The 24,576-nt window shown below is 54.1% G+C and carries 21 protein-coding genes; 18 read left to right on the top strand and 3 right to left on the bottom strand.

Going from position 1 to position 24,576, the window contains the following annotated elements; genetic code table 11:
- Position 1 precedes the first annotated feature (1 nt).
- From leuB to leuL, 3 genes are all read right to left on the bottom strand, one after another.
- On the bottom strand, positions 2-1,093 hold the full coding sequence (leuB, locus tag ACH0VJ_RS05750) for a 3-isopropylmalate dehydrogenase (RefSeq protein WP_371354645.1): 1,092 nt from the start codon (positions 1,091-1,093) through the stop codon (positions 2-4).
- The gene (gene leuA, locus ACH0VJ_RS05745; RefSeq protein WP_000082821.1) at positions 1,093-2,664 is read right to left on the bottom strand and encodes a 2-isopropylmalate synthase; all 1,572 of its coding nucleotides are present in this window, start codon (positions 2,662-2,664) and stop codon (positions 1,093-1,095) included. Before leuA ends, leuB begins: the two co-directional genes overlap by 1 nt.
- An 87-nt stretch (positions 2,665-2,751) precedes the next feature.
- Positions 2,752-2,838, bottom strand: coding sequence for a leu operon leader peptide (gene leuL, locus ACH0VJ_RS05740; protein WP_001575587.1), 87 nt, complete (start codon positions 2,836-2,838; stop codon positions 2,752-2,754).
- Positions 2,839-3,494: 656 nt separating this feature from the next.
- Here leuL and leuO point away from each other — a divergent pair.
- The 18 genes from leuO to ftsA all read left to right on the top strand — a co-directional run bounded on the left by leuO (position 3,495) and on the right by ftsA (position 24,549).
- Positions 3,495-4,439, top strand: a complete 945-nt coding sequence (gene leuO, locus ACH0VJ_RS05735; protein ID WP_001115420.1) for a transcriptional regulator LeuO — start codon at positions 3,495-3,497, stop codon at positions 4,437-4,439.
- A gap of 321 nt (positions 4,440-4,760) precedes the next feature.
- The gene (ilvI, locus tag ACH0VJ_RS05730) at positions 4,761-6,485 is read left to right on the top strand and encodes an acetolactate synthase 3 large subunit (RefSeq protein WP_000425610.1); all 1,725 of its coding nucleotides are present in this window, start codon (positions 4,761-4,763) and stop codon (positions 6,483-6,485) included.
- A 2-nt stretch (positions 6,486-6,487) separates the two neighbouring features.
- Positions 6,488-6,979, top strand: a complete 492-nt coding sequence (gene ilvN / locus ACH0VJ_RS05725; protein ID WP_001563086.1) for an acetolactate synthase small subunit — start codon at positions 6,488-6,490, stop codon at positions 6,977-6,979.
- Between the two features lie 284 nt (positions 6,980-7,263).
- Positions 7,264-8,268, top strand: a complete 1,005-nt coding sequence (gene cra / locus ACH0VJ_RS05720; RefSeq protein WP_000762392.1) for a catabolite repressor/activator — start codon at positions 7,264-7,266, stop codon at positions 8,266-8,268.
- Between the two features lie 605 nt (positions 8,269-8,873).
- Positions 8,874-9,332 carry a division/cell wall cluster transcriptional repressor MraZ gene (mraZ, locus tag ACH0VJ_RS05715; RefSeq protein WP_000488296.1) on the top strand — a complete coding sequence of 153 codons (459 nt, stop codon included), beginning with the start codon at positions 8,874-8,876 and terminating at the stop codon, positions 9,330-9,332.
- A 1-nt stretch (position 9,333) separates the two neighbouring features.
- On the top strand, positions 9,334-10,275 hold the full coding sequence (gene rsmH / locus ACH0VJ_RS05710; RefSeq protein WP_000970444.1) for a 16S rRNA (cytosine(1402)-N(4))-methyltransferase RsmH: 942 nt from the start codon (positions 9,334-9,336) through the stop codon (positions 10,273-10,275).
- The gene (gene ftsL / locus ACH0VJ_RS05705; protein ID WP_000625651.1) at positions 10,272-10,637 is read left to right on the top strand and encodes a cell division protein FtsL; all 366 of its coding nucleotides are present in this window, start codon (positions 10,272-10,274) and stop codon (positions 10,635-10,637) included. The genes rsmH and ftsL overlap by 4 nt, the downstream gene beginning before the upstream one ends.
- 15 nt (positions 10,638-10,652) lie before the next feature.
- Positions 10,653-12,419, top strand: coding sequence for a peptidoglycan glycosyltransferase FtsI (ftsI, locus tag ACH0VJ_RS05700; protein WP_000642235.1), 1,767 nt, complete (start codon positions 10,653-10,655; stop codon positions 12,417-12,419).
- Entirely contained in the window at positions 12,406-13,893 is a 1,488-nt protein-coding gene (murE, locus tag ACH0VJ_RS05695) for a UDP-N-acetylmuramoyl-L-alanyl-D-glutamate--2,6-diaminopimelate ligase (RefSeq protein ID WP_000775065.1), read from the top strand. Before ftsI ends, murE begins: the two co-directional genes overlap by 14 nt.
- A complete protein-coding gene (murF, locus tag ACH0VJ_RS05690; RefSeq protein WP_000626626.1) occupies positions 13,890-15,248 on the top strand; it encodes a UDP-N-acetylmuramoyl-tripeptide--D-alanyl-D-alanine ligase in 1,359 nt (452 codons plus the stop codon). The genes murE and murF overlap by 4 nt, the downstream gene beginning before the upstream one ends.
- Positions 15,242-16,324: a phospho-N-acetylmuramoyl-pentapeptide-transferase gene (gene mraY, locus ACH0VJ_RS05685; RefSeq protein WP_000964138.1), complete on the top strand. Its 1,083-nt coding sequence runs from the start codon at positions 15,242-15,244 to the stop codon at positions 16,322-16,324. The genes murF and mraY overlap by 7 nt, the downstream gene beginning before the upstream one ends.
- Positions 16,325-16,326: 2 nt before the next feature.
- Positions 16,327-17,643: a UDP-N-acetylmuramoyl-L-alanine--D-glutamate ligase gene (gene murD, locus ACH0VJ_RS05680; RefSeq protein WP_000796443.1), complete on the top strand. Its 1,317-nt coding sequence runs from the start codon at positions 16,327-16,329 to the stop codon at positions 17,641-17,643.
- Positions 17,643-18,887, top strand: coding sequence for a cell division protein FtsW (ftsW, locus tag ACH0VJ_RS05675; protein ID WP_001239803.1), 1,245 nt, complete (start codon positions 17,643-17,645; stop codon positions 18,885-18,887). Before murD ends, ftsW begins: the two co-directional genes overlap by 1 nt.
- A complete protein-coding gene (murG, locus tag ACH0VJ_RS05670) occupies positions 18,884-19,951 on the top strand; it encodes an undecaprenyldiphospho-muramoylpentapeptide beta-N-acetylglucosaminyltransferase (RefSeq protein WP_000016613.1) in 1,068 nt (355 codons plus the stop codon). The genes ftsW and murG overlap by 4 nt, the downstream gene beginning before the upstream one ends.
- A 118-nt stretch (positions 19,952-20,069) precedes the next feature.
- Positions 20,070-21,545, top strand: coding sequence for a UDP-N-acetylmuramate--L-alanine ligase (murC, locus tag ACH0VJ_RS05665; protein WP_001096070.1), 1,476 nt, complete (start codon positions 20,070-20,072; stop codon positions 21,543-21,545).
- Positions 21,538-22,458, top strand: coding sequence for a D-alanine--D-alanine ligase (locus tag ACH0VJ_RS05660; protein WP_000763906.1), 921 nt, complete (start codon positions 21,538-21,540; stop codon positions 22,456-22,458). The genes murC and ACH0VJ_RS05660 overlap by 8 nt, the downstream gene beginning before the upstream one ends.
- Position 22,459: 1 nt before the next feature.
- The gene (gene ftsQ, locus ACH0VJ_RS05655) at positions 22,460-23,290 is read left to right on the top strand and encodes a cell division protein FtsQ (protein ID WP_000075728.1); all 831 of its coding nucleotides are present in this window, start codon (positions 22,460-22,462) and stop codon (positions 23,288-23,290) included.
- Positions 23,287-24,549 carry a cell division protein FtsA gene (gene ftsA, locus ACH0VJ_RS05650; RefSeq protein ID WP_000588463.1) on the top strand — a complete coding sequence of 421 codons (1,263 nt, stop codon included), beginning with the start codon at positions 23,287-23,289 and terminating at the stop codon, positions 24,547-24,549. The genes ftsQ and ftsA overlap by 4 nt, the downstream gene beginning before the upstream one ends.
- The last annotated feature ends 27 nt before the right edge of the window (positions 24,550-24,576 follow it).

Below are 24,576 nucleotides of genomic sequence, written 5' to 3'. Positions count from 1 at the left end.
ATTACACCCCTTCTGCGACATAGCGGGCGATAATATCGCCCATCTCATCGGTACTGACTGCGGCAGCGCCCCTGGCTAAATCGCCGGTGCGAACGCCCTCTTCTAATGCGCGATTGATCGCCTGTTCAATGGCTGTTGCCGCATCGTTGGCATCCAGGCTGTAGCGCAGCAGCAGCGCCAGCGACAGGATCTGCGCAATTGGGTTGGCGATATTTTTCCCGGCGATATCCGGCGCGGAGCCGCCAGCCGGTTCATACAGGCCAAATCCTTGCTCGTTCAGGCTGGCGGAGGGCAACATCCCCATTGAGCCGGTGATCATGGCGCATTCGTCGGACAGAATGTCGCCGAACAGGTTAGAGCACAGCAGTACGTCAAACTGCGACGGGTCTTTAATCAACTGCATGGTGGCGTTATCGATATACATGTGCGCGAGTTCCACATCGGGATACGTTTTCGCGACATCATTGACGATCTCACGCCACAGGATAGAGCTTTGCAGTACGTTGGCTTTATCAATAGAGGTGACTTTACGGCGGCGTTTACGCGCCGATTCAAAGGCGATACGGGCAATGCGCTCGATCTCAAAGCGGTGATAAACTTCGGTATCAAAGGCTTTTTCGTACTGACCGCTGCCTTCACGGCCTTTTGGCTGTCCGAAATAGATCCCGCCGGTCAGCTCGCGCACGCACAGGATATCGAAACCGTTAGCGGCGATATCGGCGCGCAACGGGCAAAATGCTTCCAGCCCCTGATACAGTTTCGCCGGACGCAGGTTACTGAATAATTTGAAATGTTTGCGCAGCGGCAGCAGGGCGCCGCGCTCCGGCTGGCTTTCCGGGGGCAAATTTTCCCATTTCGGGCCGCCGACGGAGCCAAACAGAATGGCATCCGCCTGCTCGCACCCTTCAACGGTGGCTTTCGGCAGTGGATGACCATGATTGTCGATAGCAATACCGCCGACGTCATAGCGGCTGGTGGTGATACGCATATCAAAACGGCTGCGTACCGCATCCATAACTTTCTGGGTTTGCGCCATGACTTCCGGGCCGATACCGTCGCCCGGCAGTACGGCAATATGATAGTTCTTCGACATTACACGGTTTCCTTGTTGTTCTCTTTATTTTGAGCTTTGCGTTGCAATTCTTTTTCAACTTCGGCGGCGCGCCAGATATTGTTCAGTACGTGTACCATCGCTTTGGCGGAGGATTCGACGATATCCGTCGCCAGCCCGACGCCGTGGAAGCGGCGACCATGATAGTTCACGACGATGTCGACCTGACCCAGCGCGTCTTTGCCCTGGCCTTTGGCGTTCAGGTCGTATTTAACCAACTCAACGTCGTAACCGGTGAGGCGGTTAATCGCCTGATAGATGGCGTCGACCGGGCCGTTGCCGTTCGCCGCCTCGGCCTTGATCTCTTCACCACAGGCCAGCTTCACGGAAGCGGTGGCGATATCGCTGGAGCCGGACTGCACGCTGAAGTAATCCAGACGGAAATGCTCTGGTTCTTCTTGCTGTTTATTAATAAACGCCAGCGCTTCCAGGTCATAGTCGAACACCTGGCCTTTTTTGTCCGCCAGCTTCAGGAACGCGTCGTACAGGTGATCCATGTTGTAGTCTGTGTCCTTGTAACCCATCTCTTCCATGCGATGTTTCACGGCGGCACGGCCAGAGCGGGAGGTCAGGTTCAGCTGTATCTGGTTCAGACCGATGGACTCTGGCGTCATGATTTCATAGTTTTCGCGGTTCTTGAGGACGCCATCCTGGTGGATGCCGGAAGAGTGGGCAAAAGCGCCGCTGCCGACAATCGCTTTGTTGGCCGGGATCGGCATGTTACAGATCTGGCTGACGGTCTGGCTGGTGCGCCAGATTTCGTGGTGATTGATGTTGGTGTGTACGTTCATGATGTCTTTGCGCACTTTAATCGCCATGATCACTTCTTCCAGTGCGCAGTTACCGGCACGTTCTCCGATACCGTTCATCGCGCCTTCAACCTGACGCGCGCCCGCATGTACTGCCGCCAGCGAGTTGCCTACTGCTATCCCTAAATCGTCGTGGGTATGAACGGAGATGATAGCTTTGTCGATATTGGGGACACGTTCATACAGGCCGGAAATGATTCCCGCGAACTCAAACGGCATGGTATAGCCCACGGTATCGGGAATATTAATGGTTCTCGCGCCGGCGTTTATAGCGGCTTCCACCACGCGCGCCAGATCGTCAACAGGCGTCCGGCCAGCATCCTCGCAGGAGAACTCTACGTCATCAGTGTAATTACGCGCCCGCTTAACCATGTATACCGCGCGTTCGATGACCTCATCCAGCGTGCTGCGCAGCTTGGTGGCGATGTGCATTGGCGAGGTGGCGATAAAAGTATGGATGCGAAACGCGTCGGCGACCTTCAGCGCCTGTGCCGCGACGTCGATGTCTTTTTCTACACAACGCGCCAGGGCGCAAACGCGGCTGTTTTTAATGGTGCGGGCGATGGTTTGGACAGATTCAAAATCACCCGGAGAAGAGACCGGGAAGCCTACTTCCATGACATCAACACCCATGCGCTCAAGGGCCAGGGCAATCTGCAGCTTCTCTTTCGCGCTCAGGCTGGCCTGTAACGCTTGTTCGCCGTCGCGTAAGGTCGTATCAAAAATAATGACTTGCTGGCTCATGATGTGGTCCTTGTCTCCAGGGGCGCCTTGCGTCAGGCATAAAAAAACCCGCGCAACGGCGCGGGTTTTGTTTGACTTCGAGCTGACTTAATGTTGAATGCCGCCCACCGGTCTACCGCGCACAATAAATGCGTTGAGTAGTAGTAGCCCAGTGAAACGAACGATATGTGACATTAATTCAGCTCCAGCGAATGCGTTATGCTTTTAGTGGTACTGGATATGCCGTTTAATGTCAACTCTATTTTCTGTCGCCATTGCATTTTGTTGACGATATCCGGATACGTACTTTAGCTAATTGTGCTGGGCTGCGCGTCCAATAAAGGATAAAAGAACGAGTGGACATTCATACTTTTCATTGTTTGAAATATTTAGGCATTTTTGTTTGCAAATTGGTTAGGGGAATGGACTGTTAAAGGTATGCTAAAGGTTTGGTTTATCTTTTTGATTTGTTTTATATTTTAACAAATAACCTTGTTTACTTAATGGATAAGGATAAAGTTATTGATAAATTAATGTTAACTTTTTAGCTATTAATAATATAAACATTTAATTGAAACTTAAATGATCATTCACTTGGTGTATGATTGTGTATTCGCCATAGTTATGGTTATATTGCTTGCGTAATTTAAACATTATGAATCGCAATGGTGTGACTCAGGACACATTACGCTTGCGCTGGCATTCTATTTGTCTCTGTCAGCGTCTTTATGTTTTCCGAATTTTAACGCTTTCCCTTTTTCTTATTTTATATGCATGGTAAATCATATTTTCAGGAATTATTTCTGCCTTCAGCCAGAAAAAGGGAGTTAAGCGTGACAGTGGAGTTAAATATGCCAGAGGTCAAAACCGAAAAGCCGCATCTTTTAGATATGGGCAAACCACAGCTTCGCATGGTTGATTTGAACCTATTGACCGTGTTCGATGCGGTAATGCAAGAGCAGAATATTACGCGCGCCGCCCACACGCTGGGAATGTCGCAGCCTGCGGTTAGTAACGCCGTAGCGCGTCTGAAGGTTATGTTTAATGACGAACTTTTTGTTCGATATGGACGAGGAATTCAGCCGACTGCCCGTGCATTTCAGTTATTTGGTTCAGTCCGTCAGGCGTTACAATTGGTGCAAAATGAATTGCCGGGATCGGGGTTTGAGCCGACCAGCAGCGAACGTGTATTCAATCTTTGCGTGTGCAGTCCGCTGGATAATATCCTGACGTCACAGATTTATAATCGTGTAGAAAAAATTGCGCCAAATATTCATGTCGTTTTTAAAGCGTCGTTGAATCAGAATACTGAGCATCAGTTACGCTATCAGGAAACCGAATTCGTTATTAGTTATGAAGAATTCCGTCGTCCTGAGTTTACCAGCGTACCGCTATTTAAAGATGAAATGGTTTTAGTCGCCAGCCGAAAACACCCGCGTATTAGCGGCCCGCTACTGGAAGGCGATGTTTATAATGAACAACATGCGGTTGTTTCTCTCGATCGTTATGCGTCATTTAGTCAGCCGTGGTATGACACGCCGGATAAACAGTCGAGCGTGGCTTATCAGGGCATGGCGCTTATCAGCGTTCTGAACGTGGTTTCGCAGACGCATTTGGTCGCTATTGCCCCGCGCTGGCTGGCGGAAGAGTTTGCGGAATCGCTGGATCTGCAAATATTGCCGTTGCCTTTAAAACTGAATAGCCGGACATGCTACCTTTCCTGGCATGAAGCGGCTGGGCGTGATAAAGGGCACCAATGGATGGAAGATTTATTAGTTTCTGTTTGTAAGCGATAAAACCGGGCAGAATAAATCAGAAACAAATTCTGGTTTATTCTGCTTTTTAGCGTATATAAAAAATTTTATGCTGAATTAACGGTGAGCGATTCTTTTCGTCGTTGTGAAAAATAGATGAATTGCTGTAAGTCTGCATTTATAAGCGATTATTTATTACCTGGTGTGATTCAGACGGAGTATTTCTCCATTTCTTCTCTTCTTGCCTCCTGATTATTCTAACCTTCCCCATCTTTACGTCATTCCACCCAATTGCCAGGCGTGATAGCGAGCGGTTAAGGTGTCCGTCAAACCGTGATGACAGGTATAAAGTGGAGGCAAGCCGTGGAGATGTTGTCTGGAGCCGAGATGGTCGTCCGATCGCTTATCGATCAAGGCGTAAAGCAGGTGTTCGGCTATCCTGGAGGCGCAGTGCTTGATATTTATGATGCGCTACATACCGTTGGAGGGATCGATCATGTGCTGGTGCGTCATGAGCAGGCCGCGGTGCATATGGCGGATGGCCTGGCGCGAGCCACTGGCGACGTTGGCGTGGTGCTGGTGACTTCCGGACCGGGAGCGACCAATGCGATTACCGGGATTGCTACGGCCTATATGGATTCCATTCCGCTGGTGATTCTTTCCGGCCAGGTCGCCACCTCATTGATTGGCTATGATGCCTTTCAGGAGTGCGACATGGTGGGGATTTCCCGACCGGTGGTCAAACATAGCTTCCTGGTCAAACAGACGGAAGATATTCCCCAGGTGCTTAAAAAGGCCTTCTGGCTGGCGGCAAGCGGACGTCCTGGGCCGGTGGTCGTGGATCTGCCGAAAGATATTTTGAATCCGGCGAAAAAAATGCCGTATGCCTGGCCTGAGACGGTCAGTATGCGCTCTTACAATCCCACAACATCAGGACATAAAGGACAAATTAAGCGTGCCTTGCAAACGCTGGCGTCGGCAAAAAAGCCGGTGGTCTATGTTGGGGGAGGGGCGATAAGCGCGGCCTGCTATGCGCCGCTGCGCCACATCATTGAAATCTTTAACCTGCCGGTGGTCTCTTCATTAATGGGACTGGGCGCGTTTCCTGCTACTCATCGCCAGTCGTTAGGAATGCTGGGAATGCATGGCACTTATGAAGCCAATATGACCATGCATAACGCCGACGTGATTTTCGCTGTTGGCGTACGATTTGACGACCGCACGACGAATAATCTCGCTAAATATTGTCCGAACGCGACGGTATTACACATCGACATTGACCCGACGTCCATATCCAAAACGGTTAACGCTGATATCCCGGTGGTGGGCGATGCCCGCCTGGTACTGGAACAAATGCTGGAGCTACTGGCGCAGGATGCGCCGTCTCAGCCGCAGGATGATATTCGCGACTGGTGGCAGCAGATAGAGATCTGGCGCGCCCGTCAGTGCCTGAAATATGACGCGGAAAGCGAAAGCATTAAACCCCAGGCGGTGATTGAAACCCTCTGGCGTCTGACGAAGGGCGACGCGTACGTAACGTCCGATGTAGGACAACATCAGATGTTTGCCGCTCTCTATTACCCGTTCGATAAACCACGTCGCTGGATTAATTCCGGCGGGCTCGGCACGATGGGTTTTGGCCTACCGGCTGCGCTGGGCGTTAAAATGGCCCTGCCGAAAGAAATGGTGGTCTGCGTGACCGGCGATGGCAGTATACAGATGAACATTCAGGAGCTGTCGACAGCCTTACAGTATGAACTGCCGGTACTGGTTCTGAACCTGAACAACCGTTATCTGGGGATGGTGAAACAGTGGCAGGATATGATCTATTCCGGTCGCCATTCTCAGTCTTATATGCAGTCGTTACCGGATTTTGTGCGCCTGGCGGAAGCATATGGCCATGTCGGGCTGCAGATTAACCGTCCGGATGAGCTGGAAAGTAAACTCAGCGAAGCCCTTGAGCATGTGCGTAATAACCGACTGGTGTTCGTCGATGTCACCGTTGATGGCAGCGAGCATGTCTATCCGATGCAGATTCGCGGGGGCGGGATGGACGAAATGTGGTTAAGCAAAACGGAGAGGACCTGATGATGCGCCGGATTTTATCGGTATTACTGGAAAACGAATCTGGGGCGTTATCGCGGGTTATCGGCCTCTTTTCGCAACGCGGATATAATATTGAAAGCCTGACCGTCGCGCCGACAGACGATCCGACGTTGTCGCGCATGACTATCCAGACGGTAGGCGATGAAAAAGTGCTTGAGCAAATTGAAAAGCAACTGCACAAGCTGGTTGATGTGCTGCGCGTCAGCGAGCTGGGACAGGGAGCGCACGTTGAGCGGGAAATCATGCTGGTGAAAATCCAGGCCAGCGGCTACGGACGGGAAGAGGTGAAGCGTAATACGGAAATTTTCCGTGGTCAGATTATTGACGTTACGCCAACGCTGTATACCGTTCAACTGGCGGGCACCAGCGATAAACTGGATGCTTTTCTGGCCTCGCTGCGCGACGTGGCGAAAATTGTTGAAGTGGCGCGTTCAGGCGTCGTCGGGCTTTCGCGCGGCGATAAGATTATGCGCTGAGCAGATTCGCCGGATGACGACGCGGTTGCGTTTTATCCGGTCTACAGGCTGATATCTGGCCCAGGTCCGATAAGCGTAGCGCCATCAGGCAGGTTTGCCGGATATCAGCCAACAGGAATTATCGCCCAACCCAATATCACCGGTTGGGCTTTTTTTTTGCGAAATCCGTGGTAACCCGGAATAAAAGCGGTTGCCGGAGTGATCAAACTGCGCTTAGATGTTAACGATTTTAACCCATGCCGACATAAAGGTTATGGTTTGTACAATTTACACAAGGGGCAATTGTGAAACTGGATGAAATCGCTCGGCTGGCCGGTGTCTCGCGCACAACTGCAAGCTACGTTATAAACGGTAAAGCAAAGCAATACCGCGTGAGCGACAAAACCGTAGAAAAAGTCATGGCGGTAGTGCGTGAGCACAATTACCATCCTAACGCTGTGGCTGCCGGGCTGCGTGCTGGACGCACACGTTCCATTGGTCTGGTGATCCCGGACCTTGAAAACACGAGCTACACCCGTATCGCAAACTATCTTGAGCGCCAGGCACGCCAGCGTGGCTACCAACTGCTGATCGCCTGTTCTGAAGATCAGCCGGATAACGAAATGCGCTGCATTGAGCACCTTTTGCAACGCCAGGTGGATGCAATCATTGTTTCAACTTCGTTACCGCCGGAGCATCCCTTCTATCAACGCTGGGCCAACGATCCGTTCCCCATCGTCGCGCTCGACCGCGCGCTGGATCGCGAACATTTCACCAGCGTGGTCGGCGCCGATCAGGATGATGCCGAGATGTTGGCGGAAGAGCTGCGTAAATTCCCGGCGGAAAAGGTGCTTTATTTGGGCGCGCTGCCGGAGTTGTCCGTCAGTTTCCTGCGCGAACAGGGGTTCCGCACCGCATGGAAAGACGATCCGCGGGAGGTGAATTTCTTATATGCCAACAGCTATGAGCGCGAAGCCGCCGCGCAGTTGTTTGAGAAATGGCTGGAAACGCATCCTATGCCGCAGGCGCTCTTTACGACATCGTTCGCGCTATTACAGGGCGTGATGGACGTTACGCTGCGGCGCGATGGAAAACTGCCCTCGGATTTGGCGATTGCGACCTTCGGCGATCATGAGCTGCTGGATTTTCTGCAATGCCCGGTACTGGCGGTGGCGCAGCGTCATCGTGATGTCGCGGAACGCGTGCTGGAGATTGTGCTGGCAAGTCTTGATGAACCGCGTAAACCGAAACCCGGCTTAACGCGTATTCGGCGAAACCTGTATCGTCGCGGCATTCTGAGCCGTAGCTAAAGGACCGGCGGTAAAAGACTCTCTCTTCTGCCGCCGTCAAACAAATGCGTATCAGTAAAAATATCCCTTAAATAATTAAGATTATTCCTTAAAATTATCCGAAAATTCTTTTTTATTACCTTTCTTTTGTCCGAAATCGTCCATATTCCACTAATTAAGACGTAACGAGTCTTTTCCTTTGTCTTGTTTTGTTACAAGCAGGCAAGAAATCGTCGAATTAACAGCCACTTTTTGTCTTTGGCGCGACAGTCGCTCGTAGGCGCTGGTATAGCAGGCGCCGCACACGTTAAACAGGCACTGTTAACACGGTGCAATATGTCCTAAAATGCCGCTCGCGTCGCAAACTGACACTTTATATTTTTCTCGGATTATATTGAGTCCGTTTTAAACGGCGGTGGGTCTTTGGTTTTTTTCTTACAAATATTCATAACGTTAATTTGGCTTGCACGCTGGGTGGAAATTAATCAACGCAGATATTCGCCGTAAACATTGGCTTTTTTACTTAGGTAAGCGTTGTGACTTGCTTGACAAGCTTTTCCTCCGCTCCGTAAACTCCTTCGAGTGGGAATTTGTGGGATAAAGTGGTAAGAAGGGGTGAGACTGGCATGTTCCGGGGGGCAACGTTAGTCAATCTCGACAGTAAAGGGCGCCTGACCGTGCCGACCCGTTATCGGGAGCAACTGATCGAGAGCGCTACCGGTCAAATGGTATGTACCATTGACATCCATCACCCATGCCTGCTGCTTTACCCCCTGCCTGAATGGGAAATTATTGAGCAAAAGTTATCTCGTCTGTCGAGCATGAGCCCGGTAGAACGTCGCGTACAGCGTTTACTGTTGGGCCATGCCAGCGAATGTCAGATGGATGGTGCAGGTCGATTACTGATCGCGCCAGTTCTGCGGCAACATGCCGGACTGACGAAAGAAGTGATGCTGGTTGGACAGTTCAACAAATTTGAGCTGTGGGATGAAACGACCTGGTATCAACAGGTCAAGGAAGATATCGACGCTGAACAGTCAGCTACCGAAACGTTATCGGAGCGGCTGCAGGACTTGTCTCTATAAGATGATGGAAAATTTTAAACACACTACGGTACTGTTGGATGAAGCCGTTAATGGGCTGAATATTCGTCCGGATGGTATCTATATTGATGGCACATTTGGTCGCGGCGGCCACTCGCGCCTGATCCTCTCGCAACTGGGCGAAGAGGGGCGCTTGCTGGCGATCGATCGCGATCCGCAGGCGATCGCCGTTGCACAGACCATTAATGATCCTCGCTTCTCCATCATTCATGGACCTTTTTCCGCGCTGGCTGATTATGTCGCCGAGCGCGAGCTTACCGGCAAGATTGACGGGATCCTTCTCGATCTTGGCGTCTCTTCTCCGCAGCTTGACGATGCGGAGCGCGGTTTTTCATTTATGCGCGACGGTCCGCTGGATATGCGAATGGACCCGACGCGCGGCCAGTCTGCCGCCGAGTGGTTACAAACGGCGGAGGAGGCGGATATCGCCTGGGTGCTGAAAACATTCGGCGAGGAGCGTTTTGCCAAACGTATTGCTCGCGCCATTGTTGAGCGCAATCGCGAACAGCCGATGACCCGCACCAAAGAGCTGGCGGAAGTGGTTGCGGCGGCGACCCCGGTAAAAGACAAATTCAAACATCCCGCGACCCGTACCTTCCAGGCGGTGCGCATCTGGGTAAACAGTGAACTGGAGGAGATAGAGCAGGCGCTAAAAAGCTCGCTCAGCGTACTGGCCCCAGGCGGGCGGCTTTCAATCATCAGTTTCCACTCGCTGGAAGACCGTATTGTGAAACGCTTTATGCGTGAGCAAAGCCGCGGTCCGCAGGTGCCGGCGGGATTGCCGATGACGGAAGCGCAGCTCAAAAAACTGGGCGGTCGTGAGTTACGAGCGTTAGGCAAGTTGATGCCGGGTGAAAAAGAGGTAGCTGAAAATCCTCGGGCCCGTAGTTCAGTTCTGCGTATCGCAGAGAGGACGAACGCATGATCAGCAGAGTGACAGAAGCCCTAAGCAAAGTGAAGGGATCGATAGGAAGCAACGAGCGCCATGCCTTGCCTGGCGTGATCGGTGACGATCTTTTGCGGTTCGGGAAGCTGCCACTCTGCTTGTTCATTTGCATCATTTTAACGGCGGTGACGGTGGTCACGACGGCGCACCATACTCGTTTACTCACCGCGCAGCGTGAACAACTGGTTCTGGAGCGCGATGCATTGGACATTGAATGGCGCAACCTGATCCTTGAAGAAAATGCGCTCGGCGATCACAGCCGGGTGGAGCGGATCGCAACGGAAAAGCTGCAAATGCAGCATGTTGATCCGTCCCAAGAAAATATCGTAGTGCAAAAATAAGGATAAACGCGACGCATGAAAGCAGCGGCAAAAACGCAAAAATCGAAGCGCCAGGAAGAACAGACCAACTTCATCAGTTGGCGTTTTGCGTTGCTGTGCGGCTGTATTTTACTGGCGCTGGTTTTTTTACTTGGACGCGCGGCGTGGCTACAGATTATCGCCCCGGATATGCTGGTGCGTCAGGGCGATATGCGTTCGCTGCGTGTTCAGGAAGTCTCCACCTCACGCGGTATGATTACCGATCGTTCCGGGCGTCCACTGGCGGTCAGCGTACCGGTTAAGGCGATCTGGGCCGACCCTAAAGAAGTTCATGACGCCGGCGGCATCAGCGTCGGCGATCGCTGGAAAGCGCTTTCTACTGCGCTCAATATTCCGCTCGATCAGCTCTCCGCCCGTATCAACGCCAACCCGAAAGGGCGTTTTATTTATCTGGCGCGCCAGGTAAATCCTGACATGGCGGACTACATCAAAAAACTCAAACTGCCGGGGATTCATTTGCGTGAAGAATCACGCCGCTACTACCCGTCAGGAGAAGTAACCGCTCACCTCATCGGTTTTACCAACGTCGATAGTCAGGGGATTGAAGGCGTTGAAAAGAGCTTTGATAAGTGGCTTACCGGTCAGCCTGGCGAGCGAATCGTGCGTAAAGACCGCTATGGCCGCGTGATTGAGGATATCTCCTCCACTGACAGTCAGGCAGCGCACAACCTGGCGTTAAGCATTGATGAACGCTTACAGGCGCTGGTTTACCGCGAACTGAACAACGCGGTGGCGTTTAACAAGGCGGAATCCGGTAGCGCGGTGCTGGTCGATGTCAATACCGGTGAAGTACTGGCGATGGCGAATAGCCCTTCCTATAACCCCAACAACCTTGCCGGTACGCCGAAAGACGCGATGCGTAACCGTACCATCACCGACGTGTTTGAACCGGGTTCTACGGTTAAGCCGATGGTGGTGATGACTGCGCTTCAGCGCGGTATCGTCAACGAAAATACGGTGTTGAATACCGTTCCATACCGAATTAACGGCCACGAAATTAAAGACGTGGCGCGCTACAGCGAATTAACCCTGACCGGGGTTCTACAGAAGTCGAGTAACGTCGGTGTATCCAAACTGGCGTTAGCGATGCCGTCCTCAGCGTTAGTAGATACTTACTCACGTTTTGGGCTAGGAAAGGCGACCAATTTGGGGTTGGTCGGAGAACGCAGTGGCTTATATCCTCAAAAACAACGGTGGTCCGACATAGAGAGGGCCACCTTCTCTTTCGGCTACGGGCTAATGGTAACGCCGTTACAATTAGCGCGAGTCTATGCAACGATCGGCAGCTATGGCATTTATCGCCCGCTGTCGATTACCAAAGTTGATCCGCCTGTACCCGGAGAACGCATCTTCCCTGAATCCACCGTACGCACCGTGGTGCATATGATGGAAAGCGTAGCGCTGCCGGGCGGCGGCGGCGTGAAGGCAGCGATTAAAGGCTACCGTATCGCGATTAAAACCGGTACGGCGAAAAAAGTGGGGCCGGACGGTCGCTACATCAACAAATACATTGCTTACACCGCAGGCGTCGCGCCTGCGAGTCAGCCGCGCTTCGCGCTGGTGGTTGTCATCAACGATCCGCAGGCGGGTAAATACTACGGCGGCGCCGTTTCCGCGCCGGTATTTGGTGCCATCATGGGCGGCGTTCTGCGCACCATGAACATCGAACCGGACGCGTTGGCAACGGGCGAAAAAAATGAATTCGTAATTAATCAAGGCGAGGGAACAGGTGGCAGATCGTAATTTGCGCGACCTTCTTGCTCCGTGGGTGGCTGGACTACCCGCGCGAGAACTGCGAGAGATGACGCTCGACAGCCGTGTGGCTGCGGCGGGCGATCTCTTTGTGGCAGTGGTGGGTCATCAGGCGGACGGGCGTCGATATATCCCGCAGGCGATAGCGCAAGGCGTAGCTGCCATTATTGCAGAGGCGAAAGACGAGGCGGCCGACGGTGAGATTCGCGAAATGCACGGCGTACCGGTCGTCTATCTCAGCCAGCTCAATGAGCGTTTATCTGCGCTGGCGGGCCGCTTTTACCATGAGCCATCTGAAAACATGCGTCTGGTGGCGGTGACCGGCACCAATGGCAAGACCACCACCACCCAACTACTGGCGCAGTGGAGCCAGTTGCTCGGCGAAACCAGCGCAGTGATGGGAACGGTAGGCAACGGACTGTTGGGTAAAGTGATCCCGACGGAGAACACAACCGGTTCCGCTGTGGATGTTCAGCATGTGCTGGCCAGTCTGGTTGCGCAGGGCGCGACCTTCGGCGCGATGGAAGTCTCTTCTCACGGCCTGGTGCAGCATCGCGTGGCGGCGTTGAAATTTGCCGCCTCCGTGTTTACTAATTTGAGCCGCGACCATCTCGACTATCATGGCGATATGGCGCATTACGAGGCAGCAAAATGGATGCTTTATTCCACCCACCATCACGGTCAGGCAATCGTCAACGCCGATGATGAAGTTGGACGCCGCTGGCTGGCGTCGCTACCCGATGCGGTCGCGGTTTCAATGGAAGGGCATATCAACCCTAACTGTCACGGTCGTTGGCTGAAAGCGGAGGCGGTGGAGTACCACGACCGCGGAGCGACGATTCGTTTTGCTTCAAGCTGGGGTGAAGGCGAAATCGAAAGCTGCCTGATGGGCGCGTTTAACGTCAGCAACTTACTGCTGGCATTGGCGACGCTGCTGGCGCTGGGCTATCCGTTAACGGATTTGCTGAAAACCGCCGCGCGTTTGCAGCCGGTTTGCGGGCGTATGGAAGTGTTCACTGCGCCAGGCAAACCGACGGTGGTGGTGGATTACGCGCACACACCGGATGCGCTGGAAAAAGCGTTGCAGGCGGCGCGCCTGCACTGCGCCGGAAAATTGTGGTGCGTCTTTGGCTGTGGCGGGGATCGTGACAAAGGTAAGCGCCCACTCATGGGGGCCATTGCCGAAGAATTCGCGGATATCGTCGTGGTGACTGACGATAACCCGCGTACCGAGGAGCCGCGCGCCATTATCAACGATATTCTGGCCGGAATGCTGGACGCCGGGCAGGTCAGGGTAATGGAAGGCCGCGCTGAGGCGGTAACCAATGCCATTATGCAGGCAAAAGACAATGACGTCGTGCTGATTGCAGGTAAAGGGCACGAGGATTACCAGATTGTCGGCACGCAGCGTCTTGATTATTCAGACCGCGTGACCGCAGCGCGTTTGCTGGGGGTGATCGCATGATTAGCGTAACGCTCAGCAAAATTGCCGATGTCCTTGGCGCCGAACACCGCGGGGCGGATCTCACGTTCGATACGGTCATTACCGACACACGGAAAGTGACGCCGGGATGCCTGTTCGTGGCGCTGAAAGGGGAACGCTTTGATGCGCATGATTTTGCTGATAAAGCAAAAGCGAACGGCGCTGGCGCCCTGCTGGTCAGTCGTCCTCTGGATATCGATCTCCCGCAGGTGATTGTAAAAGACACGCGTCAGGCATTTGGCCAACTGGCCGCCTGGGTACGTATGCAGGTACCGGCGCGGGTGGTGGCGTTAACCGGTTCGTCCGGCAAAACCTCGGTCAAAGAGATGACCGCCGCGATTCTTAGCCAGTGCGGAAATACTCTGTATACCGCAGGCAATTTTAACAACGACATCGGCGTGCCGATAACGCTGCTGCGCTTAAACCATGATTATGACTATGCGGTAATCGAGTTAGGCGCTAATCACCAGGGAGAAATCGCCTGGACCGTTAGCCTGACGCGCCCGGAAGCGGCGCTGGTCAATAACCTGGCGGCGGCGCATCTGGAAGGCTTCGGCTCGTTGGCCGGCGTGGCGAAAGCGAAAGGCGAAATCTATACCGGTTTGCCTGAGAACGGTATCGCGATTATGAATGCCGATAATAATGACTGGCTGAACTGGCAAAGCATTATTGGCGATCGTCAGGTGTGGCGATTTTCGCCGAATGCGGCAAACAGCGACTTTACCGCTGCGAATATCCACGTGACGTCACACGGTACCGAATTTACCCTGCAAACGCCGATGGGCAGCATTGATGTGCTGCTGCCGTTGCCGGGGCGGCACAATATTGCCAACGCGCTGGCGGCCGCTGCTTTATCAATGGCGGTGGGGGCGACGCTGACGGCGATTAAAGCAGGGCTGGCGGCGTTAAAAGCCGTACCCGGGCGTCTGTTCCCGATTCAACTAAGTGAAAACCAACTGGTACTGGATGACGCTTATAACGCCAACGTCGGTTCGATGACCGCCGCAGTGCAGGTCCTTTCTGAAATGCCCGGCTACCGCGTGCTGGTGGTAGGCGATATGGCCGAGCTGGGCGCAGAAAGCGAAGCGTGCCACCTCCAGGTTGGCGAGGCCGCAAAAGCGGCGGGTATTGATCGCGTGTTAAGCACCGGAAAACTCAGTCAGGCTATCAGCCACGCCAGCGGCGTCGGCGAACATTTTGCCGATAAAGCCGCGCTCATTGCGCGTTTACACGCTCTGCTTCAGGAGCAACCGATGATGACTATTTTAGTGAAAGGATCACGCAGCGCCGCGATGGAAGATGTGGTTCATGCGTTACAGGAGAAAGGTTCATGTTAGTTTGGCTGGCCGAGCATTTGGTCAAATATTATTCCGGCTTTAACGTCTTTTCTTATCTGACGTTTCGCGCCATCGTCAGCCTGTTGACCGCGCTGTTCATCTCTTTATGGATGGGCCCGCGTATGATCGCTCGTCTGCAAAAACTCTCTTTTGGCCAGGTGGTACGTAACGATGGCCCGGAATCGCACTTCAGTAAACGCGGTACGCCGACGATGGGCGGCATCATGATCCTGACGGCGATTGTGATTTCCGTTCTGTTATGGGCTTACCCGTCTAACCCGTACGTCTGGTGCGTGCTGGTGGTATTGATTGGCTACGGCATTATCGGTTTTGTCGATGACTACCGCAAAGTGGTGCGGAAAGATACCAAAGGGCTGATTGCGCGCTGGAAATATTTCTGGATGTCGGTTATCGCGCTCGGCGTGGCCTTTGCGCTTTATCTCGTCGGGAAAGACACGCCCGCGACCCAACTGGTGGTGCCGTTCTTTAAAGATGTTATGCCGCAATTGGGGCTGTTTTACATTCTGCTGTCCTACTTTGTCATCGTCGGTACGGGTAACGCCGTAAACCTGACCGACGGGCTTGATGGTCTGGCGATTATGCCGACTGTTTTCGTTGCCGCCGGCTTTGCGCTGGTGGCCTGGGCGACCGGGAACATGAACTTCGCCAATTACCTGCATATTCCGTATTTACGCCATGCGGGGGAGCTGGTGATTGTCTGTACGGCGATTGTCGGCGCGGGATTAGGATTCTTGTGGTTTAACACCTATCCGGCGCAGGTTTTTATGGGCGATGTCGGATCGCTGGCGTTGGGCGGCGCGTTGGGCATTATCGCCGTGCTGCTGCGTCAGGAATTTCTGCTGGTGATCATGGGCGGCGTCTTTGTGGTGGAAACTCTGTCGGTCATCCTGCAGGTGGGTTCCTTTAAACTACGCGGACAGCGTATTTTCCGTATGGCGCCTATCCATCACCACTATGAACTGAAAGGCTGGCCGGAACCGCGCGTGATTGTGCGCTTCTGGATTATTTCGCTGATGCTGGTGCTGATTGGCCTGGCAACGCTGAAGGTACGTTAATCATGGCTGATTACCAGGACAAAAACGTCGTCATTATTGGTCTGGGCTTAACCGGACTCTCTTGCGTGGACTTTTTTCTCGCTCGCGGCGTGACGCCGCGGGTGATGGATACTCGCGTGACGCCGCCGGGTCTGGATAAGCTGCCGCAAGAGGTTGAGCGTCACGTTGGCGGCCTGAACGACGAGTGGCTCTTAGCGGCGGATTTAATCGTCGCCAGCCCTGGTATTGCTCTGGCGCACCCTTCGCTGAGCGCTGCCGCCAGCGCTGGAGTAGAAATTGTCGGCGATATCGAACTGTTTTGCCGCGAAGCGCAAGCGCCGATTGTAGCCATCACCGGCTCGAACGGCAAAAGCACCGTGACCACCTTAGTGGGCGAGATGGCGAAAGCGGCGGGCGTCAATGTCGGCGTTGGCGGCAATATCGGTCTTCCGGCGCTGATGCTGCTGGATGCCGATCGCGAATTGTACGTGCTGGAATTATCCAGTTTCCAACTGGAAACTACCTCAAGTTTGCAAGCGGCGGCGGCAACGGTGCTCAACGTCACTGAAGATCATATGGACCGGTATCCGTTTGGTTTGCAACAGTACCGGGCGGCGAAACTGCGCGTCTACGAGAAGGCGAAAGTGTGCGTAGTGAATGCCGATGATGCGTTGACGATGCCGGTTCGTGGGGCCGATGAGCGCTGCGTCAGCTTTGGCGTCAATATGGGTGATTATCACCTTAATCGTCAGCAGGGCGAAACCTGGCTGCGAGTCAAAGGCGAGAAGGTGCTGAACGTGAAAGAGATGAAGCTTTCCGGGCAGCATAACTATACCAATGCGTTAGCGGCGCTGGCGCTGGCGGATGCCGTAGGTCTGCCGCGCGCCAGCAGTTTGAAGGCGTTGACGACATTTACCGGTCTGGCGCATCGCTTCCAGCTGGCGTTGGAGCATAACGGCGTACGTTGGATCAACGACTCGAAAGCGACCAATGTCGGCAGTACCGAAGCGGCGCTAAACGGTTTGCATGTGGACGGTACGCTGCATCTGCTGCTGGGCGGCGACGGTAAGTCGGCAGACTTTTCTCCGCTGGCGCGCTATCTGACCGGCGATCGTATCCGCCTGTATTGCTTTGGGCGCGATGGGGCGCAGCTTGCCGCACTGCGTCCGGAAATCGCCCAACAGACTGAGACGATGGAAGAGGCGATGCGTTTGTTGGCGCCGCGCGTTCAGCCGGGTGATATGGTGCTGCTGTCGCCCGCCTGCGCCAGCCTCGATCAGTTTAAAAATTTTGAGCAACGAGGCGATGTCTTTACCCGTCTGGCGAAGGAGTTAGGTTGATGCGTTTATCTCTCCCCCGTCTGAGAATGCCGCGCGTACCAGGCTTTGGCCTCCTGGCCTGGCTGTTTGCGGCGCTTAAAGGCTGGGTGATGGCTTCGCGCGATAAAGACGCCGACAGTCTGATCATGTATGACCGCACGCTGCTATGGCTGACCTTCGGGCTGGCGGCGATTGGTTTTGTCATGGTGACGTCGGCCTCCATGCCAGTCGGGCAGCGCCTGGCGAACGATCCGTTTTTGTTTGCCAAACGTGATGCGCTCTATATCTTCCTGGCATTTTGTCTGGCGATGGTCACGCTACGTTTGCCCATGACCTTCTGGCAAAAATACAGCACGACGATGCTGATTGCGTCAATCATTATGCTGCTTATCGTGCTGGTCGTCGGGAGCTCGGTCAACGGGGCGTCGCGCTGGATTGCGCTGGGGCCGCTGCGTATTCAGCCTGCGGAGTTTACCAAGCTGTCGCTGTTCTGCTACCTCGCGAACTATCTGGTGCGTAAGGTTGATGAAGTGCGAAATAACCTGCGCGGCTTTTTAAAACCAATGGGCGTGATTCTGGTGCTGGCGGTGTTACTGCTGGCGCAGCCTGACCTCGGGACGGTGGTCGTACTGTTTGTCACCACGCTGGCGATGCTGTTTCTTGCCGGGGCGAAATTATGGCAGTTCATCGCCATTATCGGGATGGGCATCTCGGCGGTGATTCTGTTAATTCTCGCCGAACCGTATCGTATTCGTCGCGTTACTTCGTTCTGGAACCCCTGGGAAGATCCGTTCGGCAGCGGTTATCAGCTGACGCAGTCGCTGATGGCTTTTGGTCGCGGTGAGATATGGGGGCAAGGGCTGGGGAATTCGGTGCAGAAACTGGAGTATTTGCCCGAGGCGCACACCGATTTCATCTTCGCCATTATTGGGGAAGAACTGGGTTATATCGGTGTGGTATTGGCGCTTTTAATGGTATTCTTCGTCGCTTTTCGCGCGATGTCGATTGGCCGTAAGGCATTGGAGATTGACCACCGTTTTTCCGGATTTTTAGCGTGTTCTATCGGTATCTGGTTTAGTTTCCAGGCGCTGGTAAACGTTGGCGCGGCCGCGGGGATGCTGCCGACCAAAGGCCTTACGCTGCCGCTGATCAGTTATGGCGGGTCGAGTCTGTTGATTATGTCGACGGCCATTATGTTTTTATTACGTATTGATTATGAAACGCGTCTGGAAAAAGCGCAGGCGTTTACACGAGGTTCTCGATGAGTGGTCAACCGAAGCGGTTAATGGTGATGGCGGGCGGTACCGGCGGGCACGTGTTCCCGGGACTGGCCGTTGCGCATCATTTAATGGCCCAGGGCTGGCAAGTTCGCTGGCTGGGTACCGCCGATCGTATGGAAGCGGATTTAGTGCCGAAGCATGGCATCGACATTGACTTTATTCGGATCTCCGGTCTGCGCGGTAAAGGCGTAAAAGCGCTTCTGGCGGCGCCGCTGCGGATTTTTAACGCCTGGCGGCAGGCGCGGGCGATCATGAAGCGATTTAAGCCGGATGTCGTGCTGGGAATGGGCGGTTATGTTTCCGGCCCCGGCGGTCTTGCCGCCTGGTCATTGGGTATTCCGGTCGTTTTGCATGAGCAAAACGGTATCGCCGGGCTAACCAATCAGTGGCTGGCCAAAATCGCGACCACGGTGATGCAGGCGTTTCCCGGTGCGTTTCCGAACGCGGAAGTGGTGGGTAACCCGGTGCGTACCGACGTACTGGCGTTGCCGTTGCCGCAGGTGCGTCTGGCCGGTCGTGACGGCCCGATTCGCGTGTTGGTGGTCGGCGGTTCTCAGGGGGCGCGAGTCCTGAACCAGACGATGCCGCAGGTTGCCGCCAGACTGGGCGATACGGTTACAATCTGGCATCAAAGCGGAAAAGGCGCGCAGCTCACGGTAGAGCAGGCATATGCCGGGGCGGGACAACCGCAACATAAGGTAACGGAATTTATCGATGACATGGCCGCCGCCTATGCGTGGGCGGATGTGGTGGTATGTCGTTCCGGCGCTTTAACGGTGAGCGAGATCGCCGCCGCCGGATTACCGGCGATATTCGTGCCGTTTCAGCATAAAGACAGGCAGCAGTACTGGAATGCGCTGCCGTTAGAAAACGCCGGCGCAGCTAAGATTTTTGAGCAGCCGCAGTTTACTGTAGAGGCTGTCGCCGACACCCTGGCGGGGTGGTCGCGCGAGGCGTTGTTAACCATGGCGGAGCGTGCCCGCGCGGTATCCATTCCGGATGCTACCGAACGCGTCGCCAGTGAAGTCAGCCGGGTTGCCCGGACATAATTTGTGGCGGTGCCTTTTGCATCGCAGGGTTTTTCTACCCTCAATAATTTGGGTTGCAGGCAAGCCAACGCATCTGCAATTTGAAGTATGGCGGGTATTGGAGTTAATGGCGTAAAGAATGAATACACAACAACTGGCAAAACTGCGTTCCATCGTGCCCGAAATGCGTCGCGTTCGGCACATTCACTTTGTCGGCATCGGTGGTGCTGGTATGGGCGGTATTGCCGAAGTTCTGGCCAATGAAGGGTATCAGATCAGTGGTTCCGATTTAGCGCCGAATCCGGTGACCCAGCAGTTGACGAGCCTGGGGGCGACGATTTTCTTTAACCATCGTCCGGAAAATGTGCGTGATGCCAGCGTGGTCGTCGTTTCCAGCGCAATTTCCGCGGATAACCCGGAAATTGTCGCGGCGCATGAAGCGCGTATTCCGGTTATTCGCCGTGCGGAAATGCTGGCGGAACTGATGCGTTTTCGCCACGGCATCGCCATTGCCGGGACGCACGGAAAAACCACAACGACCGCGATGGTGTCCAGTATTTATGCCGAAGCGGGGCTGGACCCGACTTTCGTGAATGGCGGACTGGTGAAAGCCGCAGGCGTTCATGCGCGTCTGGGCCATAGTCGTTACCTGATTGCCGAGGCAGATGAGAGCGACGCATCTTTCCTGCATTTGCAGCCGATGGTCGCGATCGTCACCAACATCGAAGCCGACCATATGGATACCTATCATGGCGACTTTGAAAATTTAAAGCAGACGTTTATTAACTTCCTGCATAACCTGCCGTTCTATGGTCGCGCGGTAATGTGCGTCGACGATCCGGTCATCCGCGAGTTGCTGCCGCGGGTGGGGCGTCAGACCACGACGTATGGCTTTAGCGAGGATGCTGACGTCCGCGTAGAAGATTATCAGCAGATAGGGCCGCAGGGGCACTTTACGCTGTTGCGCCAGGGAATGCCGGATCTGCATGTCACGTTGAATGCGCCGGGTCGCCACAATGCCCTGAATGCCGCTGCGGCAGTGGCGGTAGCGACCGAAGAAGGCATCGCCGATGACGCTATCCTGCGCGCGCTGGAAAGCTTCCAGGGGACCGGGCGTCGTTTTGACTTCCTCGGCGAGTTCCCGCTTGAGCCGGTGAATGGTAAAGCCGGGACGGCGATGCTGGTGGATGACTATGGCCATCATCCGACCGAAGTAGACGCCACCATTAAAGCTGCGCGAGCAGGGTGGCCGGATAAAAACCTGGTGATGCTGTTTCAGCCGCACCGTTACACGCGCACGCGCGATCTGTATGACGATTTCGCCAATGTGCTGACCCAGGTCGATGCGCTGCTGATGCTGGACGTTTACCCGGCGGGTGAAGCGCCGATTCCGGGCGCGGATAGCCGTTCTTTATGTCGTACGATTCGTAATCGGGGAAAAATTGACCCGATTCTGGTTTCCGATCCGGCTCAGGTTGCGACAATGTTAGCGCCGGTGCTGACGGGTAACGACTTGATATTAGTGCAAGGCGCAGGAAATGTTGGCAAAATTGCGCGTTACTTATCTGAAATCAAGCTGAAGCCGCAAATCCAGGAGGAAGAGCAACATGGCTGATAAAATCGCGGTCCTGTTGGGCGGAACCTCTGCGGAGCGGGACGTTTCGTTAAATTCCGGCGCGGCAGTGTTGGCCGGGCTACGTGAAGGCGGCATTAATGCGCATCCCGTCGATCCGCAAGAGGTCGATGTCGCGCAGCTTAAAGCAATGGGCTTTCAGAAGGTCTTTATTGCGTTGCATGGCCGTGGCGGTGAAGATGGCACCTTACAGGGAATGCTTGAACTGCTCGGCCTGCCTTATACCGGCAGCGGCGTGATGGCCTCGGCGCTTTCCATGGATAAACTGCGCAGTAAATTGCTGTGGCAGGGCGCAGGCTTACCGGTTGCGCCGTGGGTCGCGCTGACGCGCGCTGAGTTTGAAAAAGGCCTTAGCGAAGAACAAAAAGCGCGAATTTCGGCGCTGGGTTTACCGCTGATCGTCAAACCCAGCCGTGAAGGCTCCAGCGTCGGTATGACGAAAGTAGTAGAAGAAAATGCTTTACAGGGTGCGTTATCATTGGCTTTTCAGCATGATGACGAAATACTGATTGAGAAATGGCTGTGCGGTCCGGAATTTACGGTGGCGATAGTTGGCGAAGAAATTTTACCGTCAATTCGTATCCAACCGGCAGGAACCTTCTATGATTATGAGGCGAAGTATCTCTCTGATGAGACTCAGTATTTCTGCCCTGCCGGTTTAGAAGCGTCCCAGGAAGCCGCGCTACAGTCTCTCGTCCTGCAGGCATGGAAAGCTTTAGGCTGCACGGGATGGGGGCGTATTGACGTCATGCTGGACAGCGATGGTCAGTTTTATCTGCTGGAAGCCAATACTTCTCCGGGGATGACCAGCCATAGTCTGGTGCCGATGGCGGCGCGTCAGGCGGGAATGAGCTTCTCGCAGTTAGTGGTACGAATTCTGGAGTTGGCGGACTGATATGTCGCAGGCTGCGCTGAACACGCGAAACAGTGATGAAGAGACGCCTTCTTCACGCCGCAATAATGGAACGCGTCTTGCAGGAATTTTATTCCTGCTGACGGTACTGTGCACCGTGTTTGTTAGCGGGTGGGTCGTGTTAGGGTGGATGGAAGATGCGCAGCGTTTACCGTTATCAAAGCTGGTATTAACCGGCGAGCGTCACTACACGCGTAACGATGATATCCGTCAGGCGATACTGGCTCTGGGCGCGCCGGGAACCTTCATGACGCAGGATGTGAACATTATCCAGAGCCAGATTGAGCGTTTGCCGTGGATTAAACAGGCCAGCGTCAGAAAACAGTGGCCTGATGAATTGAAGATTCATCTGGTTGAATATGTGCCGATTGCGCGTTGGAATGATCAACATATGGTCGATGCTGAAGGGAACACCTTCAGCGTGCCGTCAGACCGCATCGGCAAACAGGTTTTACCCATGTTGTATGGCCCGGAAGGCAGCGCGAGTGAAGTGTTGCAGGGATACCGCGAGATGGGGCAGGTGCTGGCTAAGGATAAATTCACTCTAAAGGAAGCGGCGATGACCGCACGTCGCTCCTGGCAATTGACGCTTAATAACGGCATTAAGCTCAATCTCGGCAGGGGCGATACGATGAAAAGGTTGGCTCGCTTTGTAGAACTCTATCCGGTTTTACAGCAGCAGGCGCAAACCGATGGCAAACGGATTAGCTACGTTGATTTGCGTTATGACTCAGGTGCGGCAGTTGGCTGGGCGCCGCTCCCCCCTGAGGAATCTAATCAGCAACAGAATCAGGCACAGGCAGAACAACAATGATCAAGGCGACGGACAGAAAACTGGTAGTAGGACTGGAGATTGGCACCGCGAAGGTTGCCGCTTTAGTAGGGGAAGTTCTGCCCGACGGTATGGTCAATATCATTGGCGTGGGCAGTTGCCCATCGCGGGGTATGGATAAAGGCGGGGTGAATGACCTTGAGTCAGTGGTGAAATGCGTTCAGCGCGCCATTGACCAGGCGGAATTGATGGCCGATTGCCAGATCTCCTCGGTATATCTGGCGCTTTCCGGCAAACATATTAGCTGTCAGAATGAAATTGGTATGGTGCCCATTTCCGAAGAGGAAGTGACGCAGGAAGATGTGGAAAACGTCGTGCATACTGCGAAGTCAGTGCGCGTGCGCGATGAACATCGCGTGCTGCATGTGATTCCTCAGGAGTACGCCATTGACTACCAGGAAGGCATTAAAAATCCGGTCGGTCTTTCCGGCGTGCGTATGCAGGCGAAAGTACATTTGATTACCTGCCACAACGATATGGCAAAAAACATTGTCAAAGCTGTTGAACGTTGTGGTCTGAAAGTTGACCAACTGATATTTGCCGGACTGGCGGCCAGTTATTCCGTGTTAACGGAAGATGAACGTGAACTGGGCGTCTGTGTCGTGGATATCGGCGGTGGTACAATGGATATCGCCGTTTATACTGGCGGCGCGCTGCGTCATACCAAAGTGATCCCTTACGCGGGGAACGTGGTGACCAGCGATATCGCTTATGCCTTTGGTACGCCGCCGAGCGATGCTGAAGCCATTAAAGTCCGCCACGGTTGCGCGCTGGGCTCCATCGTCGGTAAAGACGAGAGCGTTGAAGTACCGAGCGTGGGCGGGCGTCCGCCGCGCAGCCTGCAACGTCAGACGCTGGCGGAAGTGATTGAGCCGCGTTACACCGAGCTGCTCAATCTGGTCAACGAAGAGATATTGCAATTACAGGAACAGCTTCGCCAACAAGGGGTAAAACATCACCTGGCGGCGGGGATTGTGTTAACCGGCGGCGCGGCGCAAATCGAAGGGCTTGCTGCTTGCGCTCAGCGCGTGTTTCATACGCAGGTGCGTATCGGCGCGCCGCTGAATATCACCGGTCTGACGGATTATGCCCAGGAGCCGTATTACTCAACGGCGGTGGGATTGCTTCACTACGGGAAAGAGTCCCACTTAAACGGTGAAGCAGAAGTGGAAAAACGTGTTACGGCATCAGTTGGCTCGTGGATCAAGCGACTTAATAGCTGGCTGCGAAAAGAGTTTTAATTTTTATGAGGCCGCCAGATATTACGG

This window comes from Salmonella sp. 2020_1459 (genome assembly GCF_043847915.1).
GTDB classification, from domain to species: Bacteria; Pseudomonadota; Gammaproteobacteria; order Enterobacterales; family Enterobacteriaceae; genus Salmonella; species Salmonella enterica.
The sequence above is the reverse complement of the archived record's forward strand: the minus strand, read 5'-3'. Positions and strand labels throughout refer to the sequence as shown.